10 protein-coding genes are annotated in these 18,980 nt (G+C 65.3%); 4 read left to right on the forward strand and 6 right to left on the reverse strand.

The annotated features are described in order from the left end of the window. Window positions 1–64 precede the first annotated feature (64 nt). Complete coding sequence (locus tag ACGFNJ_RS23320) at window positions 65–358, reverse strand: type VII secretion target (RefSeq protein ID WP_069161957.1); 294 nt, start codon at window positions 356–358, stop codon at window positions 65–67. Window positions 359–662: 304 nt separating this feature from the next. On the opposite strand from ACGFNJ_RS23320, the gene ACGFNJ_RS23325 reads away from it, so the two are divergent. Further along, on the forward strand, window positions 663–1,589 hold the full coding sequence (locus ACGFNJ_RS23325) for an ABC transporter substrate-binding protein (protein ID WP_393451756.1): 927 nt from the start codon (window positions 663–665) through the stop codon (window positions 1,587–1,589). Here the strand turns inward: ACGFNJ_RS23325 and ACGFNJ_RS23330 are convergent. Genes ACGFNJ_RS23330 through ACGFNJ_RS23340 form a run of 3 tightly spaced genes read right to left on the reverse strand, consistent with a single transcriptional unit; the run spans window position 1,570 to window position 5,612 of the window. Continuing rightward, complete coding sequence (locus tag ACGFNJ_RS23330; protein WP_393451759.1) at window positions 1,570–2,652, reverse strand: MAB_1171c family putative transporter; 1,083 nt, start codon at window positions 2,650–2,652, stop codon at window positions 1,570–1,572. The two genes, ACGFNJ_RS23325 and ACGFNJ_RS23330, sit on opposite strands and share 20 nt — an antisense overlap. Window positions 2,653–2,700: 48 nt before the next feature. Then, the gene (locus tag ACGFNJ_RS23335) at window positions 2,701–3,768 is read right to left on the reverse strand and encodes an MAB_1171c family putative transporter (RefSeq protein ID WP_393451762.1); all 1,068 of its coding nucleotides are present in this window, start codon (window positions 3,766–3,768) and stop codon (window positions 2,701–2,703) included. Window positions 3,769–3,818: 50 nt separating this feature from the next. Further along, on the reverse strand, window positions 3,819–5,612 hold the full coding sequence (locus ACGFNJ_RS23340) for an MFS transporter (protein WP_393451765.1): 1,794 nt from the start codon (window positions 5,610–5,612) through the stop codon (window positions 3,819–3,821). A 173-nt stretch (window positions 5,613–5,785) separates the two neighbouring features. Between ACGFNJ_RS23340 and ACGFNJ_RS23345 the strand changes: the two genes are divergently transcribed. Further along, entirely contained in the window at window positions 5,786–6,769 is a 984-nt protein-coding gene (locus ACGFNJ_RS23345; protein ID WP_393451768.1) for an ABC transporter substrate-binding protein, read from the forward strand. Window positions 6,770–6,870: 101 nt separating this feature from the next. On the opposite strand, the gene ACGFNJ_RS23350 is transcribed toward ACGFNJ_RS23345, so the two are convergent. Together ACGFNJ_RS23350 and ACGFNJ_RS23355 are read right to left on the reverse strand one after the other, a co-directional pair. Next, the gene (locus ACGFNJ_RS23350) at window positions 6,871–11,949 is read right to left on the reverse strand and encodes an amino acid adenylation domain-containing protein (protein ID WP_393451771.1); all 5,079 of its coding nucleotides are present in this window, start codon (window positions 11,947–11,949) and stop codon (window positions 6,871–6,873) included. A gap of 14 nt (window positions 11,950–11,963) precedes the next feature. Continuing rightward, on the reverse strand, window positions 11,964–16,529 hold the full coding sequence (locus tag ACGFNJ_RS23355) for an amino acid adenylation domain-containing protein (protein WP_393451774.1): 4,566 nt from the start codon (window positions 16,527–16,529) through the stop codon (window positions 11,964–11,966). Between the two features lie 322 nt (window positions 16,530–16,851). On the opposite strand from ACGFNJ_RS23355, the gene ACGFNJ_RS23360 reads away from it, so the two are divergent. Together ACGFNJ_RS23360 and ACGFNJ_RS23365 are read left to right on the forward strand one after the other, a co-directional pair. After that, entirely contained in the window at window positions 16,852–17,610 is a 759-nt protein-coding gene (locus ACGFNJ_RS23360) for a thioesterase II family protein (RefSeq protein WP_393451777.1), read from the forward strand. A gap of 16 nt (window positions 17,611–17,626) precedes the next feature. Beyond that, window positions 17,627–18,946: a polyketide synthase gene (locus ACGFNJ_RS23365; protein WP_393451780.1), complete on the forward strand. Its 1,320-nt coding sequence runs from the start codon at window positions 17,627–17,629 to the stop codon at window positions 18,944–18,946. Window positions 18,947–18,980 lie beyond the last annotated feature (34 nt).

Genomic DNA, 18,980 nt, shown 5'->3' on the forward strand with positions numbered 1-18,980 from the left:
GCTTCGCCGAGCTGCCATGGTTTCCACGAGTCGCGCACCTGCGACAGGGTTGGGGTGCCGCTTTTCACTGTCCACCATCCATTGCCGCGAGACCGCTCCGGAAATCCTCGTCGCTGACTTCGTAATTGGTTGCGCCACCCTTGGCGATATTGGAGACGCGTTTACACCGCGTCGCCATTTGCTTCCAGACCGCCTCGGCATACTCGCCTGCGTTGACGACCTGGGTGCCGATCGCCGTACCCGGTAGCGCCGCACCGGCTTCGGAGGTTTTCGCGGTCACCGTCAACGCATTCATCTGCGCACCGATTTGATCCATCGACGCGGCAAGTGCGCGCAGCTCATCGGGATTGACTTGCATCCCCCAGCCCCCTCCGAATTTCCCTGTCAGATGATCGCGGCAACTCCATACCACGACCGAAGGATGCGGCTCAGCCTAGCCGACCGCCTCGAGCCGTCAAGTCTGGCAACAGGACAGAGAGCAGGCATAAACCGTGCGATACGCACTGACTGCCCGATCTCTGCCAAAGCCCCTTTCGAGGCAACCATTTCCGAAAGAGCGCCACGTCGGATACCACGGCCATCGCGGATATCTGCGTGCCGCCGCTCGCATAGGGCGGTTCGGCATAGGCTGACCCCCTATTCCTCATCGAGGAGGGTCGACTGTGTGGTCCGGTGCCCGCGTCGCGACGCTGGTGGTGAGCATCGGCGTGCTGGTGTACGTCGCCGCTACCTGCACCTCGCCGGCCAGGGATGTGGCAGATCGCTACGAACCCATCACGGTGCAGCACACGATGGGCACCACCACAATCGACAGACTGCCGAAAAAAGTTGTCACCCTCGGCGAGCAGTGGACAGCGAACACCCTGGCGCTCGCGGTGACCCCGATCGGCGCATTCGCTCCGCTGCCTGGCACCGCGCCGCCGTGGCTGCCGAAACTCGAGCCGCCGAGCCTGATCGATCCGGCAGGAAACGTAGTTGCGCAGGTCGCGGCCCGGCAACCCGACCTGATCCTGCTCGACGGCATGTACGCCGATCGGAAGAACTACGACGATCTGGCCGACATCGCACCGACAGTCGCGGGACTGACCGGAAGCTGGCAGGAGCAGCTACCCACGCTCGGCCGGATACTCGGCAAGCAACGAACCGCCGACAAACTCGTCACCGAATTCGACAAGGCCCTTGCCGACATCGCCGCTGTATCGAGGCGACACGACGCCACCTTCTGCACCGGTTGGCTGACAAGCGACACTCAACTCCTCGTGCTGGCAGGCCCGAACGACGACTTCGGCGGCACCCTCCCCCGGCTCGGCCTGCGCCTTCCTGACCCCCTCGCCGCCAAGGGCCGAATGTCGCTCCCACCGAACCAGATCCACGAACTCTCCGCCGACGTCCTACTCCTCGGTTACTCCCCCGGACTCGCCGACACTTACCCCACCCTCCCCGGTTACACAGAACTCCCCGCGACCCGTAAAGGATCCGTCGTCCTCCTCACCACCGAAGAACTCGCCGCCCTCCAACAGCCGACAGCACTGTCCGCCCCCTACCTCCTGGCCAAACTGAAACCCGCACTCACCCTTGCGATGCGGTGACGCGACTCGCCGCGACGGCGCGAGCGCGCGGCCATGCACGGGAGAGGGCGAGGAGGTTGCGTAGTTCGGTCGCTCGATCGTGGGCCGGGAGGTGAATGCTGGTGGCTGGGTTGAGGATCGGGGTACCTTGCTGCCGCAGATGGATGGCCTTGGCGATGTGCAGCGCGTAGGCGCTGACGTCTTCGACGGCACCGGAATCCGGCGTGAACTGCTTCAAATGCAGTAGTGCGTCCTGGATTTCGACGGTCATCCGATACAACCGGGAGGCTGAGCGACGTGGTCGGTCGGCAGGCAACACGACCTCGGGGACGGCCGCGGTGAGATCACGCCACAGCGGCTGCAAGCGACGGCACTGCCGACCTTCCAAATCAAGGTTCGCGCGCACCAGCAAAGCCTCGAACAGTGGCGTCCCCACCAGGATGGCGAGCAACCCGACCGAAATGAACGCGGCAACGGCGGTCACGGTTCCCTGCTCCACGGGCGGGGTGCCGGAAGCGAGACGCACGAAGGTGAGGAGCCCGGTTGCACAAGCGTTGAAGCCGAGCAGAAGCAACATCAGGTACGTGAGTTTTTCCCTGGCGGACGTGAAACCGCTCAGTTCACGCAGACAAACCCGCAGGAATAACAGTCCGATCCAGATACCGACTACTTGGCCGGTAGCCCAGAGAATCGGCTCCCAATCGATGAATCGCTGCAGGTGCAGACCGAACTCCTCGGCAGCGGCGCACAGCAGGGCCGCCACACCCAGCGCGGCCCCAACGCGGTCGTATCTGCGCTGACGTTCCCACACCGCCCGCGGGTCGGCTCCGTCGAGCAGGCGCGCGAATCCCAGGCAATTCGTCATAACCAGTGCACCGACGCCAATGAACAGACGTTGTCCGAGATCGGGCCTACTGCACGCGGCGACCACTATGTAAACGAGGAGCGCACCGGTCTCCCACGACAAGGCGAGGTTGACCAGACGATCCGCAGCACTGTCGTTAACAAGCAACCATCGGCCGACGGTGACGAGCCCGACGACCAGGGCGATCGCAGCGGCGAGCGCTAACGGTGCGGAATTCATCGCCACCGACAATAGGGCTCGGTCCGCACGCCGCCAACCACTGGATCTTCAGCGGGCGATATCCGCAGCTGCTCGAGCTCGGGCGTGCGGCCAGGCGCGCGCGAGGTCGAGTAAGCCCTGGAGCTCGGTGGTGTGATCCTTCGCGGCGGGCAACATGGCGCTGCGCCCGTGATCGACAGATGCGGCCGCGACGCTGCCGCGGGCCTTGCTGTGCACGGCTTGTGCGATCCACAGTGCGTAGTCGCTGGTCGCTGCTCGAACATCCGGTCCGGCACCGAATTCGGGCGTATGTTGTCGGCTCAGATGCAGCAGGGCGTCGCGGATCTCGACAGTCATGCGGTAGAGGCGGGAAGCAGGTTCGCGCGGTCGCTCCTGACGCAACACCACCTCCGGCACGACGGAGGTCAGGTCCAACCACAGCGGTCGTAACCTGCGACAGGCGCGCCCGTTGCGGTCCCATCCCATCCTGGCCATCACAGCGATCACCACGGGGACCGCGATCAGTGCGGCCAGCAGCACAAAGCTCGCGGTGGCCAGCACCACCCAGGCGATACCCGGGTCTTGCGGCGCGATCCCGGCCATCGCACGCACGATCACGAGCGTGCCGGAACCCATCCAGTAGACGACCACGATGAGAAGGCAGGAGTAGGCGAGCTTTTCCGCCACCGTCCCACCCTCGACCCGCAAGTCTCGAATGCATGCGCGCGCGATGAGCACGGCCGAAAAGACCATCAGCACTTCGAAACCCACCCACACCGTGGGGAACACCCATGCGGGGCCGATCAGCACGGCAAGCGCCACCCCTGCGGCGATCAGGTCGTACCGTCGTTGCCCGCGCGGCTCGGCGTGCGCGTCGCCACCGTTCAGCGTGCGCGCGAAGCCGAAGGCGTTGACGCCGATCATCACACCGCAGCTCAGGAAGAACTTCTCCGCAAGACCGTCCAAGCCGAGCGCCACAGCCGACCCGTACAGCGCCATCGCGCCGACGTACCAGGTCAGCCCACGATTGATGCGATGGTCCATGGCCGTGTCGTTGACCAGCACCCACCGCCCGACGACAACCGTGATGGCCAGGACAACGGCTGGTATCACGATCCAATACGGAATTGCGGTCATCGGTGTCGACAGTAAAGCCGACGGCTATGGCCGATCAACTCCGACAGCGATCATCCTGCGGGAACGGGAGCACCCCTGCGCTCGGCCGCCAATTCGTCGGCCTCGGCGAGTTCGGCCCCCTCGTCGTGCACGTACTTGTCGCCCGCGAAGTAGGAGGCGACGGCGGCCAGGAACATCATCACCGCGGCCGCGACGAAGACCACGACGAGACCGGAGTGGAACGGCCCGGTGAGCAGGTGTGGGAAGAATTCCTGACCGGTCAGGGTGTCGGCATTGACGCCTGGCTTGTCCAATTCCCCAGTGGGCCCGAGCAATTCCTTGATCGGATTGAAGCCGAGGAAGGCGGCGAACATGCTGGCCACCGGCGGCATACCGGCGAGTTCGCCTGCAGCGCTCGCGGAAACCCCCTGGGCACGTAGCCCGGTATCGAGCGCCGAAGGCAGGCTCGCGGCGAGCCCGACGACCATCAGCGAGAAGAAAATGCCCATGGACAACGCATTACCGCCGTTGAACAGCGTGCCGCGCATGCCGGAGGCCGCGCCGCGTTGCGCGGCGGGCACGCTCGACATGATGGCCGCGGTGTTCGGCGAGAAGAACAGCCCGCTGCCGATGCCGTTGAGCACGATGATCGCCGCGAAGATCCAATAGTTGAAGTCAACGGGCAGGATCAGCAGCAGCACGAAGGTGACACCGGCCAGTGCGGCGCCGCCGGTGGTGAACGGCCGTGATCCGTAGCGATCCGAGAGCCAGCCCGAAAGTGGTCCTGCGGCAAGGAATCCCACGGTCAGTGGGAGCAGGTAGATGCCCGCCCACAGCGGTGTCGATTCGAAGCTGTAGCCGTGCAACGGCAACCAGATGCCCTGCAGCCAGATAATCAGCATGAACTGCATGCCGCCGCGTCCGATGGAGACCATCAGGTTGGCGAAGTTGCCGAGCCCGAAGGCGCGACTGCGGAACAGGCCGAGGTGGAACATCGGGTCGGCGACCTTGGATTCGACCACGCAGAATGCCACCAGCAGTGCGAGACCGCCGATTACCGAGCCGAGCACGAACGGACTTGTCCATCCGGTGGCATGTCCGCCGTAGGGCTGGATGCCGTAAGTGATGCCGGTGAGCAACGCGGTGAGACCGAGCCCGAAGGTGATGGTGCCTGCCCAGTCCACCTTGCCCGCCGACCGGATGCCGACCTCGTGCAGTGAGCGGTAGGACCAGACCGCGCCGATGATGCCGATCGGCACGCTCACCCAGAACACCGCGCGCCAATCCCATTCCGAGAGCACGCCGCCGATGATCAGGCCGAGGAACGAACCGGCAACGGCGGCAACCATATTGATGCCTAGCGCGGTGCCGCGCTGCTTCGCGGGGAACGCGTCGGTGAGGATGGCCGCCGAGTTCGCGGTCAGCATGGCGCCGCCGACACCCTGGATCACCCGCCAGATGATGATCCACATCGCTCCCGCCCCACCGTGGAACGGATCGAAGGACAGCGCGAGCGCACAGAACGCGAACACCGTGAAGCCGACGTTGTACACCCGGACCCGGCCGAAGATGTCGCCGAGCCTGCCGAACATCACCACGAGCACGGCGGTCGCGAGCAGGTACCCCATCAACATCCACAGCAGGTAGCCGACGTTGCCCGACTCGAGCGGGTTGAGTCCGACGCCACGGAAGATCGCGGGCAGCGAGATCAGCACGATGGACGAGTTGATCGCGGTGAGCAACACCCCGAGCGTGGTGTTGGTCAGCACGATCCACTTGTAGTGCGGATGGTCACGGTCGTACCGCAGCCTGCGGCGGATGGTCGACACTTCGCCCAGATCGAGATCTGTGGATGAAATCGTCACGGCAGCCCCTCGCGAATGGTTATCTACGCAAACTATATAGTTAGCTGATGTAACGATCAAGACCGAGGGGGTCTTCGCCTGGACAAAGTAGGTTAGCCTTGGCTGACCAAGTTCCAGGTTCGGTTCGCAGGGGAGCCGAGTCGGGGTCGGTCCCCGATGAAGGAGATTCAACGATGAAGAGTGTTCGAGCATCCCGCGGTTGGACCCGCGCGGCCGTTGCCGTGCTGGCCGGCGCGCTCGCCCTCGGCGTCACCGCGTGCGGATCGTCGAGCGACGATGCGGGATCGAGTGACCAGTCGGTCGTGATCAAGCACGCGCGCGGGGAAACCACGATCTCCGGCACTCCGAAGAAGATCGTCACGCTCGGTAACCAGTGGCTGGACGCGACGCTGGCGCTGGGTGTCACTCCGGTCGGCTACCTCGACAACGTCGCCATCCTCGCCAAGAACACCCCGCCGTGGGAGCCGGAGTCGCTGAAATCCGCGAAGACGCTGAGCGCCGTCGGCAATGTCGCCGAGCAGGTGGCCGCGCTGGAGCCGGACCTGATCCTGGTCGATGCGTTCGTCGCGGGCCAGGGCAACACCTATGACGATCTGTCCAAGTTGGCGCCGACCGTGCCCGGACTCAGCAAAGAAACGGTCAACCCCTGGCAGGACCAGGTCACCGCGCTCGGCAAGGTCCTGCACAAGCAGGACGCGGCGACTGCCGTGATTGCGAACGTGGACAAGAAGATCCAGGCGATCGCCACCGCCAACCCGGGGCTGAAAGGCAAGACCTTCGCGAGCACCTGGCTCGGTGGTCCCACCCAGCTGATGGTGCTGACCGACCCGAATGACGGCTCTGCCAAACTGTTCACCCAGCTGGGCATGGGCATCCCGAAGAACCTCACCGAGCTGCCGTCCACCGGCGGTCGCCTCGCGCTGTCACCCGAGCGAGCCGACCAGCTGACCGCCGACCTCCTGCTGGCCGGATACTCCCCTGGCCTGGAGGACGCCTACAAGCAGCTGCCCGGATACAACGACCTGCCCGCGGTGAAGAAGGGCTCGGTCGTGTTCCTGACCACCCTGGAGATCACCGCGATCAACCAGCCGACCGCGCTCTCGACGACGTACATCCTGGACAAGCTGACGCCCGCGTTCGCCGCCGCGGCGAAATAGCCGTCGCACCAGCAGCTCAACGAGATAGAGGTCCCAGCGCCTGGCGCTGGGACCTCTATCGCTATCTGGAGCTGGCTCGATCGCACCTTACGACTACTACTTCAGCCCTGCGCCGACCAGGAATCGCGCAGCGCGCGTAACGCGTCATCGTCGAGCCCGGATGCCGACATCGGTGCGTGATGGCGATCCGCGGGCGCTTGCTCCGCCGCCACCTCGGCGGGCGGATTCGCGATCCCGGCATCGATCGCGGCGGCCAATTCGGCGATCGTGAAGTACTCGAACACCAACTGCGGCTCCATCGGCAGACCGGCTTCCCCTGCCCTTGCTGCCCACTGAATCGCGATGACGCTGTCGCCGCCGAGCGCGAAGAACCCGTCCGCGCGATCGATATCGGTAATCTCGAGCAGTTCCTCCAGAATCGCCGCCAGGGTGCGTTCGGTATCGGTTTCCGGTGGCCCGCTTGCGACTTCGGTTCCAGCACTCGAACCCGTTGTGCCAGCAAGCCGCACCACGGATTTCGTGGGATCCCAACCCACCGGCAACACGTCGAGCTCGCTGACCGGCTGATCGGGCTCGATCGCGACGGCCCCGATCACTCGCGTCAGCACATCGGCGAACACCGCGGCGGTCTCCGGTCGGTAGAGGTCCGAATTGATCAAGAGCCGCGCGGTCAAGCCGCCGTCGAGCTCCACCGTGAAGTCGAAGTGGATGTCCACCAACGGAACCATCGGACTCACCGGAACCATGGCCACCGTCGTCGCGCCGTCCTCGGTGAATTCCGCAGGCCTGGTGCGATTCCAGAAGTGCATCATCACCTGGAACAACGGGTTGTGCGACAGACTCCGTGCTGGATTGAGCGTCTCGACCAACCGCTCGAACGGCACGCCCTGCCTGGTGATCGCGTCCAGCGTCGCATCGCGCACCCGGCCGAGCACGGTGTGCGGTGTCGGATCACCGGAGAGGTCGTTGCGCAGCACCGCGAGATCGGCGAACAACCCGATGACGTTGTCGGTCGCCTCGTCGAGGCGGTTGGCGACGGCAGCGCCGATGGCCAGGTCATCGCCGCCGCCGAGGGCGTGCAACGTGATAGCGCAGATGGCTTGGCACAACATGAAATCGGTGGCCCCGGCCTCCTCGGCCCGCGCTTTGGCCAGCTGCCAGGTGGCTGCCGGGATCACCCGGGTGGCGCCGACCCCGGAGCGCCCGAGCACCGGCGGACGCGGGAAATCGGGTGCGACAGCAATCTCGTCCGGCAGTCCGGCGAGGGCGTCGCGCCAGTAGTCGAACAGTTCCTGGCCGTAGTCGCTGACCGCGCCGCGACCGGGCGCCCGGTCGAACACCTCGCACTGCCACACCGCGAAATCGCTGAACTGGATGGGAAGTTCGGGCCAGTCCGGTGCCGCACCGTGCAACCGGGCCTGGTAGGCGGCACTGAGATCGTCGACGAAAATCTGGCAGGAGTGATGATCACCGATGATGTGATGCATCACGATCGACAGCACGTGTGTCTGCGGATCGAGTACCAGCAGCCGCAGCCGCAACTGCACCTCGGTCTGCAGATCGAAGACATAGGCGGCATCGGCCGTCAACTCTCGCTCCAACCGCAGCGCGATCGGATCAGCACCGGCGCCGAGCTCGACGACCGGCATCGGCACCCTCCCGGCCGGGTGCACCTGCTGGTACGGCGTCCCCTCGTGCTCAGGGAAGGTGGTCCGCAACGGTGCGTGCCTGGCAACGACATCCTCGACCGCCGCATGGAGGGCCTCGATGTCGAGCGGCCCGTCGAAACGAATCGGATAAGGGATCGTCTGGCCCTCGATCGTCCCCTTGAGTCGCCGCTGCAGCCAATGCGTTCGCTGCGAACACGACAGCGGCACCCGGTCGTGCGGCCCGGTGCGCACCAACTTCGGCCGACCGGACGTCCGCGCTTCGGCGCCTGTGCTCCCGTCGACTGTTCCTGCGATCGTGTCGTCCAGCACCTCGGCATCATCGATCGCCCTGCCGAACTGTTCGACGAACCGCTCGGCAAGGCGGGCCGCCAGTCCCGCAACGGTTGGGGTGTCGAACGGGATCCGCATATCGATCTCGACGCCGAACTCCGTGCGAATCATCGCGATCAGCCGGGCCGCGAGCAACGAGTGACCACCGAGTTCGAAGAACGAGTCGTCGGCCCCGACCCGATCGCGGTCGAACAGCTTGCCGTAGATGACGGCCAATCTGACTTCTGTCGGCGTTGTCGGCTCCCGATATGCGCGCACCGCAACCAATTCCGGCGCGGGTAGCGCCTGCCGATCGAGTTTGCCGTGCGCAGTGAGCGGAAGTTCGTCGATCGCGGTGAACGACATCGGCACCATGTACTCGGGCACCGTGCGGGTGAGATGCGCACGCACCGAGACAATATCGATCTCGGCACCCTGAGCGGGCACGAGGTAGGCGGCGAGAATCTGGCCTAGCGAAGCGTGCTCGGCCACCACGACAACGGAGTGTGCGACAGCAGGGTGATCGGTCAGCGCGGCTTCCACCTCGCCGAGCTCGATCCGGTGTCCACGCACCTTCACCTGTTCGTCTGCGCGGCCGACGAATTCGACGACACCGGCGGCGTCGCGGCGGGCAAGGTCGCCTGTGCGATAAAGCCGCCCGCCCGGCAGGAACGGGTCGGCGACGAAGCGTTCAGCGGTCAGCGAGGGCCGCTCCAGGTAGCCGCGGGCGAGCTGACGGCCGCCGAGGTAGATCTCACCGACCACACCGCTCGGCACCAGCTGCAATGCCTCGTCCAGGATGTACAGGTAGACATTGCGATTCGGGATACCGATCGGCACGATCCCGGTGCCTTGCGGCCCGTCGACCGTCATATGCGTCGAGGACACCACCGCCTCGGTGGGACCGTAGTGGTTGCGCAGTTCGGCATCGAATACCGTGGCGAACCGGTCGGCCACCTCCCCGGGTAGCGCCTCTCCACCGACCGGCACGTGTCGCAGCGTCCGCCAGTCATTGATTTCCGGCAGAAGCAGGAACGTCGCCAACATCGACGGCACCATGTGCAGCACCGAAATATCTTGGCGGGTAACCAGATCGGCGACGTACGGGATGTCGCGATAGGCGTTCGGCTTCGGGATGACCACCCGTGCGCCCGCGACGAAGGTGACGAAAATGTCGAGCAGCGATGCGTCGAAGCTGACCGAGGTCGATTGCAGCACCCGATCGTGCGCTGTGATATTCCACTGCGCGACAAAGCCGGAAAGGTGCTCGGCAATCGCGTCGTGCGGAACCGGCACACCCTTCGGTCTGCCGGTGGAGCCCGAGGTGTAGATGACATACGCAATATTCGACGGACGTAGTGGCCTGATCCGTTCGGTGTCAACAGGATTCGCATCGGGCTGCGCAACGGCCGCATCCTCTGCCGCTGTCAACTCCACGGCGTCGAGCACAAGTGCCGGCTGCGCGTCACTGAGTAGGTAGTCGATCCGATCGGCCGGGTAGGCGGGATCGATCGGCAGATAGGCCGCGCCCGCCTTCAATACCGCCAGGATGCCGACCACGAACTCTACGGACGTCGCCATCCGCAACGCGACGATGCCTTCCGGACCGACACCGCGGCCGATCAGCCAGTGCGCCAAGCGATTCGCGCGCTGGTTCAGCGCATGGAAGCTGAGCTCGATGTCGTCCGACGCCAGCGCGATCTGGTCGGGCGAGGCCACCACCTGCGCTTCGAACATGGCGACAACCGTGGTCGCCTGCTCTGTAATGAGCTCGCTGTGTGAGACCGCGAGCACATCGGCGCGACCGGCACCGAGAATGTCGACCGCGGACAGCCGCCGGTCCGGCTGCCGCAGTACGGTTTCGAGCAGCTGCACGTAGTGGTCGAGGAACTGACGGACCAGCTGTTCGTCCAGGGCGTCGACGAGATAGGTGGCCTCGATCCGGACGTCTGCGTTGTCGAGGACCACCATCAGGCCGAGCTCTTCCTGAGCGACCGCGCTGCCGAGCGCCAATTCGGTTGCCACGACACCGGGCAGCTCGAATCCATTTGCCGCACCGCGCATGCTGAAGCTCAGCTGCACAAGTTGCGCCATGGCGTCCTGCCCTGCCACCCGATTCGGGCTGATCGCGCGGATCACCTCGTCGATGCCTGCACCCTGATGGGCGAAACCACCGATGCACGCGTCCTTCGTCGCGTCGAGCAGCGTGGCGAACGTTTCCTCGCGTGCGCCGGCGGCACGGATCAGCACTGCGTTGCCGAAATAGCCGATCAACGCTGCGGCGCCGCGGCCGGTGCGGTTCGTCACCGGTACCGAGACCAGGAAATCCGTTGCCGTGGTGTATCGCCGGACCAGCGCTTCGAAGGCGGCGAGCAGCACCATGAACGGCGTCGCCGCATGCTCGCGGGCAACCGAGGTGATCAGCTCGTGCAGTTCCGGCGACAGGTGCCGGACGCAACGATCGGCGTTCTTCGACCCGTCTCGACCCGCGTGCCCACCCGGCAATTCCAGACGCTCGGGCAGCGGCGTCAACGCGGTCCGCCAGTAGTCCATATCGGCGACGATCTCCTGATCCGCTCGGGTCGCGTCGACGTCCACGTATTGGATCTGGAGTTCAGGAAGTGCGTCACCGCGGTAGGCGGCGTTGAGCTCGGCGAAGAACACCGGCCATGACTCGTCGTCCCACGCGATGTGGTGGACGACCAGAATCAGGACGTACTCGGTAGTTCCGGTGCGGACCAGCGTCAGACGTAACGGCGCATCCACCGAGAGATCGAAGGGCCTGGCGAACTCACGCCTGGCGAGCACCTCGGTGCGCCGCTCCGTGGCCGCCGCAGCCAGCTCGGTGAGATCATGCTCCTGCCAAGACAATTCACCGTCAGCGTGGCTGATCTGATAGGGCTCGCCAGCCTCGTCGATATGGTAAGTGGTGCGCAGGACCCCGTGCCTGGCGACTACCGTGGCACATGCCGCACGGAGTCGCTCGGAGTCGAGGGCGCCGTCGAGCCGATAGGCGACGCACACGTTCAGCGTGGTGTCCTCGGGGTCGAGCCGCTGCACGAACCACATGCGCCGCTGCGCGGCCGATAGCGGGCTCTGCGCTGCCCCCTGCCTGGTCGGCGGGGCGGATACCTGGAGGTTCTCCTGACGTAATCGCTGCTGCAGCAACTGCTTTCGACGCTCGAGAATATCGTCTGACATGGCCGTCCTTCGAATCAACTTGGAAGCTTGCTGAGCGACAACGCCCGTTCGAGCACCGCCGCGGCAGCACCCCAGATCTCGCCGAGCCGATGCACATCGGACTCAGTGAAAATGGCGTCGCTCCAGCGCAGGAGCGTCGCCAGCTGTGGGCCCGCCGGGGTCGAATGCACGCCTGCGATCACGTCCATCGCGTAGCGCAGCGGGAAGTCGGGCTCGGGAACGATCGGCAGGCTCGTGAGAAGCTCGATATCGGCTACCGGCGCCCACGACTCGTGCCTGTTGGCGAGGTCCAGCCTGCCGACATAGTCGAAGAGGACCTGCGGTTCCTGGGCACCGACAAGTTCGGGCGCGCGGTCGAGATAGCGCAGCACACCGAAATCGATGCCGTTGCCCGGTATCTCAGCAAGGTGCGCGGCGATGGCGTCGAGCAGCGCCTTGGCCTTGGACGGATCTTCTTGCGCGGCAGCAACATCCACCGGGTTCGGACCGGAACCGAAACGAGCGGGGAAGACGCTGGTGAACCAGCCGACGGTACGCGTCGTGTCGATGTCCGCGCCGAGCAGGCCGTCCTCTCGGCCGTGCGCCTCCATGGCGAGATACGCACCGCCCGTGGGATCGTCGCCGCGCTCCACCCGCCAGGTGGTCAGCGTCATCGTGAGGGTGGCGAGCAGGAACTCGCGCATACCGAGGTCGCCGGTCAGCCCATCCAGCACCGCGGCAGTGGTTTCCACCGAGGTCGGCACGACATGGACACGGGACGAGGACAGATTGTCGGTGGTGGGGTCGGGTCGCCGCTTGCCGAGCACCGGGTCAGGGCCGGTTGTCTCGTTCACCCAGTAGTCCTTCTGGGCAACCACTTCCGGCGATCCGCCGCGGGCACGCAGACGCTGCGCCCACGACCGGTAGCCGGTGTACTCGACCGGGGGTAGCGCGACGGCGGTCGTCGAGTTCGTCTCGACCACCTGTGCCCAGCTGTCCGCGAGATCGGCACAGATGATGTGACCGGAAACTGGGTCGACGGCGACGTGATGGATGCACAGCAACAGCAGATCCGGCCCGTCGGCGCGGGTGAACCAGACCGCGCGCACCATATTGCCGCTGCTCGGATCGATCTGCTCCGTAGCGGCCCGCGCATGCGTCGCGACGGTCGCGGCGAGGTCATGGCCGCAGTCGACCCGGGTGAGCAGATCCGCCGCTTGCACGCTGCCCGGCACCCTGGTGTGCAGCTCGTACCCGGCTACGGTATCGACGAAGCGCGATCGCAGCATGTCGTGACCGTCCAGCAGTGCCTGTAGCACCACCAGCAACCGCACCAGATCGACATCGGCGGGAAGTTCGAGCAGCGAAAGCAGCGCGAGTCGACGATATCGACCGTGTTCGTGCATCCACGACAGGGTCGGTACCGGACCGACGACGCCGTACTCGTCGACGGCGCTCACCCGCCGCGGCGTCGAACCCGCGTCGATCTGCGCGGCGAGCGCCGCGATGGTGCCTGCGGTGAGCACCATTCGTGGACTGGTCTCGATCTCTTTGCGGCGCAACGCGTTCACCAGCGATATCGCCACGATGCTGTCGAGGCCCAGTTCGACCAGATCGTCATGGACGCCGGGCTCGGCACCGCCGGTGAGCTCGGCGATCGCAGCGCACAGGCGGCGTTCGGTCTCGGTGCTCGGCGCCGCGGTCCCGCCTGCGGACAGCGCGTCCTGGGCCATCGCGTCCAACTGTCGGACATCGAGCTTGCCGTTGGTGGTCATCGGCAGGTGCTCGACCGCCAGAATGCGCTGCGGGATCATATATCCGGGCAAGCGGCGCACGATGTCTGCACGCACCTGGGCGCCATCGGCACCGACTACGAACGCGACCAGTACCGGACCGCTGGCCCTACGCACCGCGATCACTGCGGCCGCCGACACCGCGGGCACGGCAAGCAAAGCCGTTTCGATATCACCGAATTCGATCCGATAGCCCCGAATCTTCACCTGGCCGTCCGCGCGCCCCAGATAGGTCAGCGCGCGAGAAGCCGAGCGCCGCACCAGGTCTCCGGTGCGATACATCCGCTTGCCGCGGCGGAACGGGTCGGCAACGAATCGATCCGCGGTTCCGCCTGGTTTGCCGACATAACCACGGGCGAGCTGCGCGCCGGAAAGGTACAACTCGCCGACCACCCCGTCCGGCACTGCCCGCAATCCGGAATCGAGCACATATCCGGTCATGCCCGCGTTCGGTGTGCCGATGGTCGGCGATGCGTCCGCATCGTTCACCGCGGCGACCACCGCCTCGACCGTGGTTTCGGTGGGTCCGTAGCAGTTGAAGACCGCGGTGGTCGGCAAGGCGCACAGCTGTTTCCACAGTGGGGCACCGATGGCTTCGCCCCCGAGCGCAAGCACCGCGAGCGGGCTGCTGCCGCACTCATCGACCAGTCCGGCTGCAGCCAACTGGGCGAACATCGATGGGGTCGTGTCGATCATGTCCACTTCGTGCCGGACGATGCCGTCGACCAGCGCGTGCGCGTCGCGCATCTGCTCGGTGTCGAACAGATGGACCGCGTGGCCGTCGAGCAGTCCGATCAGCGGCTGCCACGAGGCGTCGAAGCTCAGCGACCACGCGTGGCCGATGCGCAGCGGCCTGCCGAGGCGGGCCACCGCGGGCCGGTAGATCCGGTCGCGGTGATCGGCGAAGTACGCGGCCAAGGCGGCGTGGGTGCCGATGACGCCCTTGGGTTCTCCGGTGGAACCCGACGTGAAGATCAGGTAAGCGGACTGCGCGGGCTGCATCGATGGTGCGAATATCGGTGCGGCGTCGTCCAGGTCACCCAGCGCAAGCACCGGCGGGTGATCCTCGACCGCGTCCAGCGCTGACGCGCTATCACCATCGACGAGCACCAGACGCGACTGTGATTGGCGCAGAATGGATTCGATGCGCGCCGCAGGCAACGCCAGGTCTACCGGAACGTAGGCGGCGCCTGCGGCGAGCACGGCGAGGATCGCGATGATCGACTGCGCCGAGCGCGGGAGTGCAAGGGCGACAACATCTTCCGCATGGATCCCCCGAGCTGCCAACGCCGCGGCCATGCGGTCGGTGGCGTCCGCGAGCTCACGATAGGTGTACCGATCGCGCTCGACGCTCAGCGCAAGAGCGTCCGGTGTCGCCGCGACCTGACGCGCGAAGAGTGCTGGCACCGATATCCCGACCACATCCGATGTGGGCAACGCGGGCAATTGCGGACGTTCGTTGGGCAGCAACACATCCAGTGCGTCCTGACCCGCATCACCGACGGCGACCATTTGATGCAGCACCGAAACCAGCCGGTCGGCCAGGTCGGCAACGGGCAGCTCACCGAGTAACTCCGGCACCGCCTCGACCACGACCGTCAGCTCGCCCTCGAGCAGATACGCCACCACGGCGAGGGGGTAATGAGTGAGGCCTTGCGATGCCGTCACCCGGAATTCGCTGCCGTCCGAGAGGGAGATAGGCCGCAGCATGTCGCCGACCGGAGCGTTCTCGAAGACGAAGAGCGTGTCGAACAGTTCGCCGCGGCCGGCCCGCTGCACGGCGGACAGACTGACGTAGCCGATGTCGCGCATCACCGCTGACTCGCGTTGCACCCGTGCGCAGTCGCGGACCACACTGCGCAACACCGTGTCCGGGTCGTCCAGTCGAACGCGCACCGGAACGGTGTTGATGAACAGGCCGATCATCGTCTCCACCCCGGCCAATTCTTTGGGGCGTCCCGAGACGGTGGTGCCGAACACCACATCGCGCCGGTCGGTGAGTCTGCCCAGAACCAGCGCCCAGGCGTACTGCACAGCGGTGTTCATGGTGAGTCCGTTGGCGCCCGCCCAGCGGCGCAGCTCGTCGGTGCCGGCCGCATCCATGGTGAGCTTGTGCACGCTCGGGGTTGTCGTGTTGATCCCGGAGATCGAACGGTCGCCGAGCATGAGTGGTTCGACGTCGCCCAGATACTCGGACCAGGTGCGCAGGATCGCCGCATGGTCGCGTTCGGCCAGCCAGCCGATGTAATCGCGGTATGGCCGCACCGCAGGAAGCCCCTCGGCGGAGCCGCCCGCTTCATAGGCCGCGTAGATCTCGCGGAAGAACACGCCGAGCGACCAACCGTCCAGCAGGATGTGATGCGCGGTCACAATCATCCGGCGCGACCCGTCCGGCAGCGTGACCAGCACAACCCGAAGCGAGGGACCGCGCGCGAGATCGAAGCCCGTTCGCCCCTCCTCCTCGGTGATGGCCTCGAATTCCGCTGCGTCGGCGGTGCGTTCTGACCATGGCAGTTCGGCGGAAGTCGGCACAATCTGCACCGGCTTCGGCAGGTCGCGATCCCAGAAGACCGCGCGCAGGTTGGCATGGCGGCCCATCGCGGCCTCGACGCTGCGTCGCAACACCGGCACGTCGATCGGACCCGTGATCTCGATGACGAACTGCATGAGGTAGAGATCGCCCGCTCCGGCCAGCTTGGCCAGCGAGAACAGGCCTTCCTGCAGCGGACTCAGCGCGAGCACGTCCTCGATTTCCGGCAGCGGCGCCGAATCCTGCTCGGCCGCAGGCACTTGCTTCTTCTCGGACATGAAGCGGACTCCTCAGCCGTCGATCTCGGACATCAGCGCGTCGAATCTGATGTCGCCAGGCTCGCTCAAAGTAGATACTTAGGTTAGCCTATGCATATCATAGGCGGCGGCGTACGGCGAGGTTGCAGACAACGACGACGTGGGTGATACTCCCGCCCGATCCAGACGTGAAGTTATGATAGCCTTACCTAATATCTGAGGCCTAGGTGCCCGCTGCGGCGACGTACTCGATCAGCCGAGGATTCGGGTCCTACTGCTCGACGCGCTCGTCCCACCCAGGTGCAGACCGTCGAGTGGGCGCAATTGAGATGCGGAGTAGTAGATGCAACATCGACCGATGTGGATCAGACAGTTCCACAAGCCGAATTCACCTGAGCTCCTTCCCCTTTTAATCTTTCCGCACGCGGGTGCAGGCGCATCGGCATACCGCGCGTTTTCCAAGGCGTTCAGTGCGAATTATGACGTCACGGTCGTGCAATACCCCGGACGACAGGACCGCGTGCGCGAGCCGGCACCGACCTCATTGCATGAGCTCGCCGCAGGCACATTCGCCGAGTTCCAGGCCTCGCCACAGCATCGAGGCCTGCCGATCACCACCTTCGGCCACAGCATGGGCGCACTCGTTTCCTTCGAGTTCGCCCGACTCGCCGAAGCTGCGGGAATCACTGTGCGGCAACTCACTATTTCGGCGGCGGTAGCCCCATCTCGTGCGGCGAATCAACCACGCACCCCCAAGGAAGACGACGAGCTGCTCGCGCACCTCACGAACCTGGAAGGCACGAATACCGCCATCTTCGGAAATCCGGAGGTGATGAAAATGACGCTCCCGGTTATCAAAAGCGATCATGCTGCGTCGGAAGCATATTCATGTGATGAATCGGTCAAGATTTCGGCGAGAATCCACGCAATCTGCGGTGACAACGACCCGATCGTCACGATGTCGGATCTGAACGCCTGGCGCTCGCACAGTGACGAGGTCAACGTCACCCTCTTCGACGGCGGGCACTTCTATCTGAACGATCACGTCGACGCGATCGCGGAATTGTTGGCCGCCAACGCCGAACGCGAGCAGACCGCATGAATCACAAGGATCAACAATGACATCGCCCGCGCAGGACCGGGATCACATCGTCATTTCCGGAATGGCCGTCGAGGCGCCGGGCGGCATCGACAGCCCGAGCGCCTACTGGTCCGCGCTCGCGGATGCCAGAGAACTGATCAACCCGTTCCCCAGGGATCGCGGCTGGCCGATCGACGACATCCTGACCCTGTCCCGGCGCGAAGGCTGGGGAAATGTCTGCGACGCAGGCGGATTCCTCGACAGTGCCGCCGACTTCGATCCGGCCTTCTTCGGCATCGGACAGCATGAAGCCACCGCGATGGACCCGCAGCAGCGAATCGGCATGCGGGTGGCCTGGCGGGCACTCGAGAACGCCGGAGTCAACCCTGGCGAGCTCGGCGGTGCGGATGTCGGCTGCTTCATCGGCGCGTCGCCGATGGAGTACGGTCCGCGCGGAACCGAGTTCAATCCCTATGTCGGGCACCGGATCGTCGGCAGCGGGCAGTTGGGCGTGGCAGGCCGGATCTCGCACAGCTTCGGCTTGGTCGGTCCGTCGATGTGCGTGGACGCCGCGTGCGCGTCGTCGCTGATCGCGGTGCACCTGGCCGCTTCGGCAGTGCGGAACGGCGAATGTGATTGGGCGATAGCCGGAGCCGTGTGCGTGATGGGCGGGCCAGGCGCGTTCTACGAGTTCTCGAAACTCAACGCACTGTCGACCGATGGGCATTGCCGGTCATACACCGACGACGCCAGCGGCACGCTCTGGGGCGAAGGTGCAGGCGCCCTGCTGATCGAACGGGAGTCGCGCGCAAGGAAACTCGGGCATCGCGTCTACGGCCGGATCCTCGCTACCCACACCAACCACAACGGGCGGGGCAAACCGATCCTGGTTCCGCGCGCGAACGCGCAGCAACAGTTGATCCGCAAGACCATCGAGAGCTCGGGGATCGACCCGGCCGATATCGAGATGATCGAGGGCCACGGCACCGCCACTCGGGCAGGCGATCCGGTTGAGCTCTTCGCCCTGCAGAACACCTATGGCGCAGCAGGTTCCGCGGCGCTGGTCGGCTCGGTGAAGTCCAACGCAGGACACGCGCAGGCTGCTGCGGGCATCCTCGGCCTGATCAAGGTGCTCCTCGCGGGCCAATACGGCCATATTCCACCGAGCTTGTTCGCGGACAACCCCACCACCCGGGTGGATTGGGAGCGTTCGAAGCTACGGATAGCCACGAAGTTGCAACCGTGGGAACCGAAGAACGGCGTCCGCCTCGGCGCCGTCTCCTCGTTCGGCGCAGGGGGATCCAACGCCCACGCCATCATCGCGATGCCCGTTCGTGAGGAGAACGACGATTTCTAGCTACCAGTTGCCCGACGGCACCGTTCCGGTTCTG

Origin of the sequence: Nocardia sp. NPDC049149 (genome assembly GCF_043197455.1) — a bacterium.
GTDB lineage: Bacteria > Actinomycetota > Actinomycetes > Mycobacteriales > Mycobacteriaceae > Nocardia.

Coding starts and splice junctions, on each gene's coding strand:
- ACGFNJ_RS23320 (WP_069161957.1), bottom strand. CDS start 358: ATGCAAGTCAATCCCGATGAGCTGCGCGCACTTGCCGCGTCGATGGAT.
- ACGFNJ_RS23330 (WP_393451759.1), bottom strand. CDS start 2,652: ATGAATTCCGCACCGTTAGCGCTCGCCGCTGCGATCGCCCTGGTCGTC.
- ACGFNJ_RS23335 (WP_393451762.1), bottom strand. CDS start 3,768: ATGACCGCAATTCCGTATTGGATCGTGATACCAGCCGTTGTCCTGGCC.
- ACGFNJ_RS23345 (WP_393451768.1), top strand. CDS start 5,786: ATGAAGAGTGTTCGAGCATCCCGCGGTTGGACCCGCGCGGCCGTTGCC.
- ACGFNJ_RS23350 (WP_393451771.1), bottom strand. CDS start 11,949: ATGTCAGACGATATTCTCGAGCGTCGAAAGCAGTTGCTGCAGCAGCGA.
- ACGFNJ_RS23355 (WP_393451774.1), bottom strand. CDS start 16,529: ATGTCCGAGAAGAAGCAAGTGCCTGCGGCCGAGCAGGATTCGGCGCCG.
- ACGFNJ_RS23360 (WP_393451777.1), top strand. CDS start 16,852: ATGCAACATCGACCGATGTGGATCAGACAGTTCCACAAGCCGAATTCA.
- ACGFNJ_RS23365 (WP_393451780.1), top strand. CDS start 17,627: ATGACATCGCCCGCGCAGGACCGGGATCACATCGTCATTTCCGGAATG.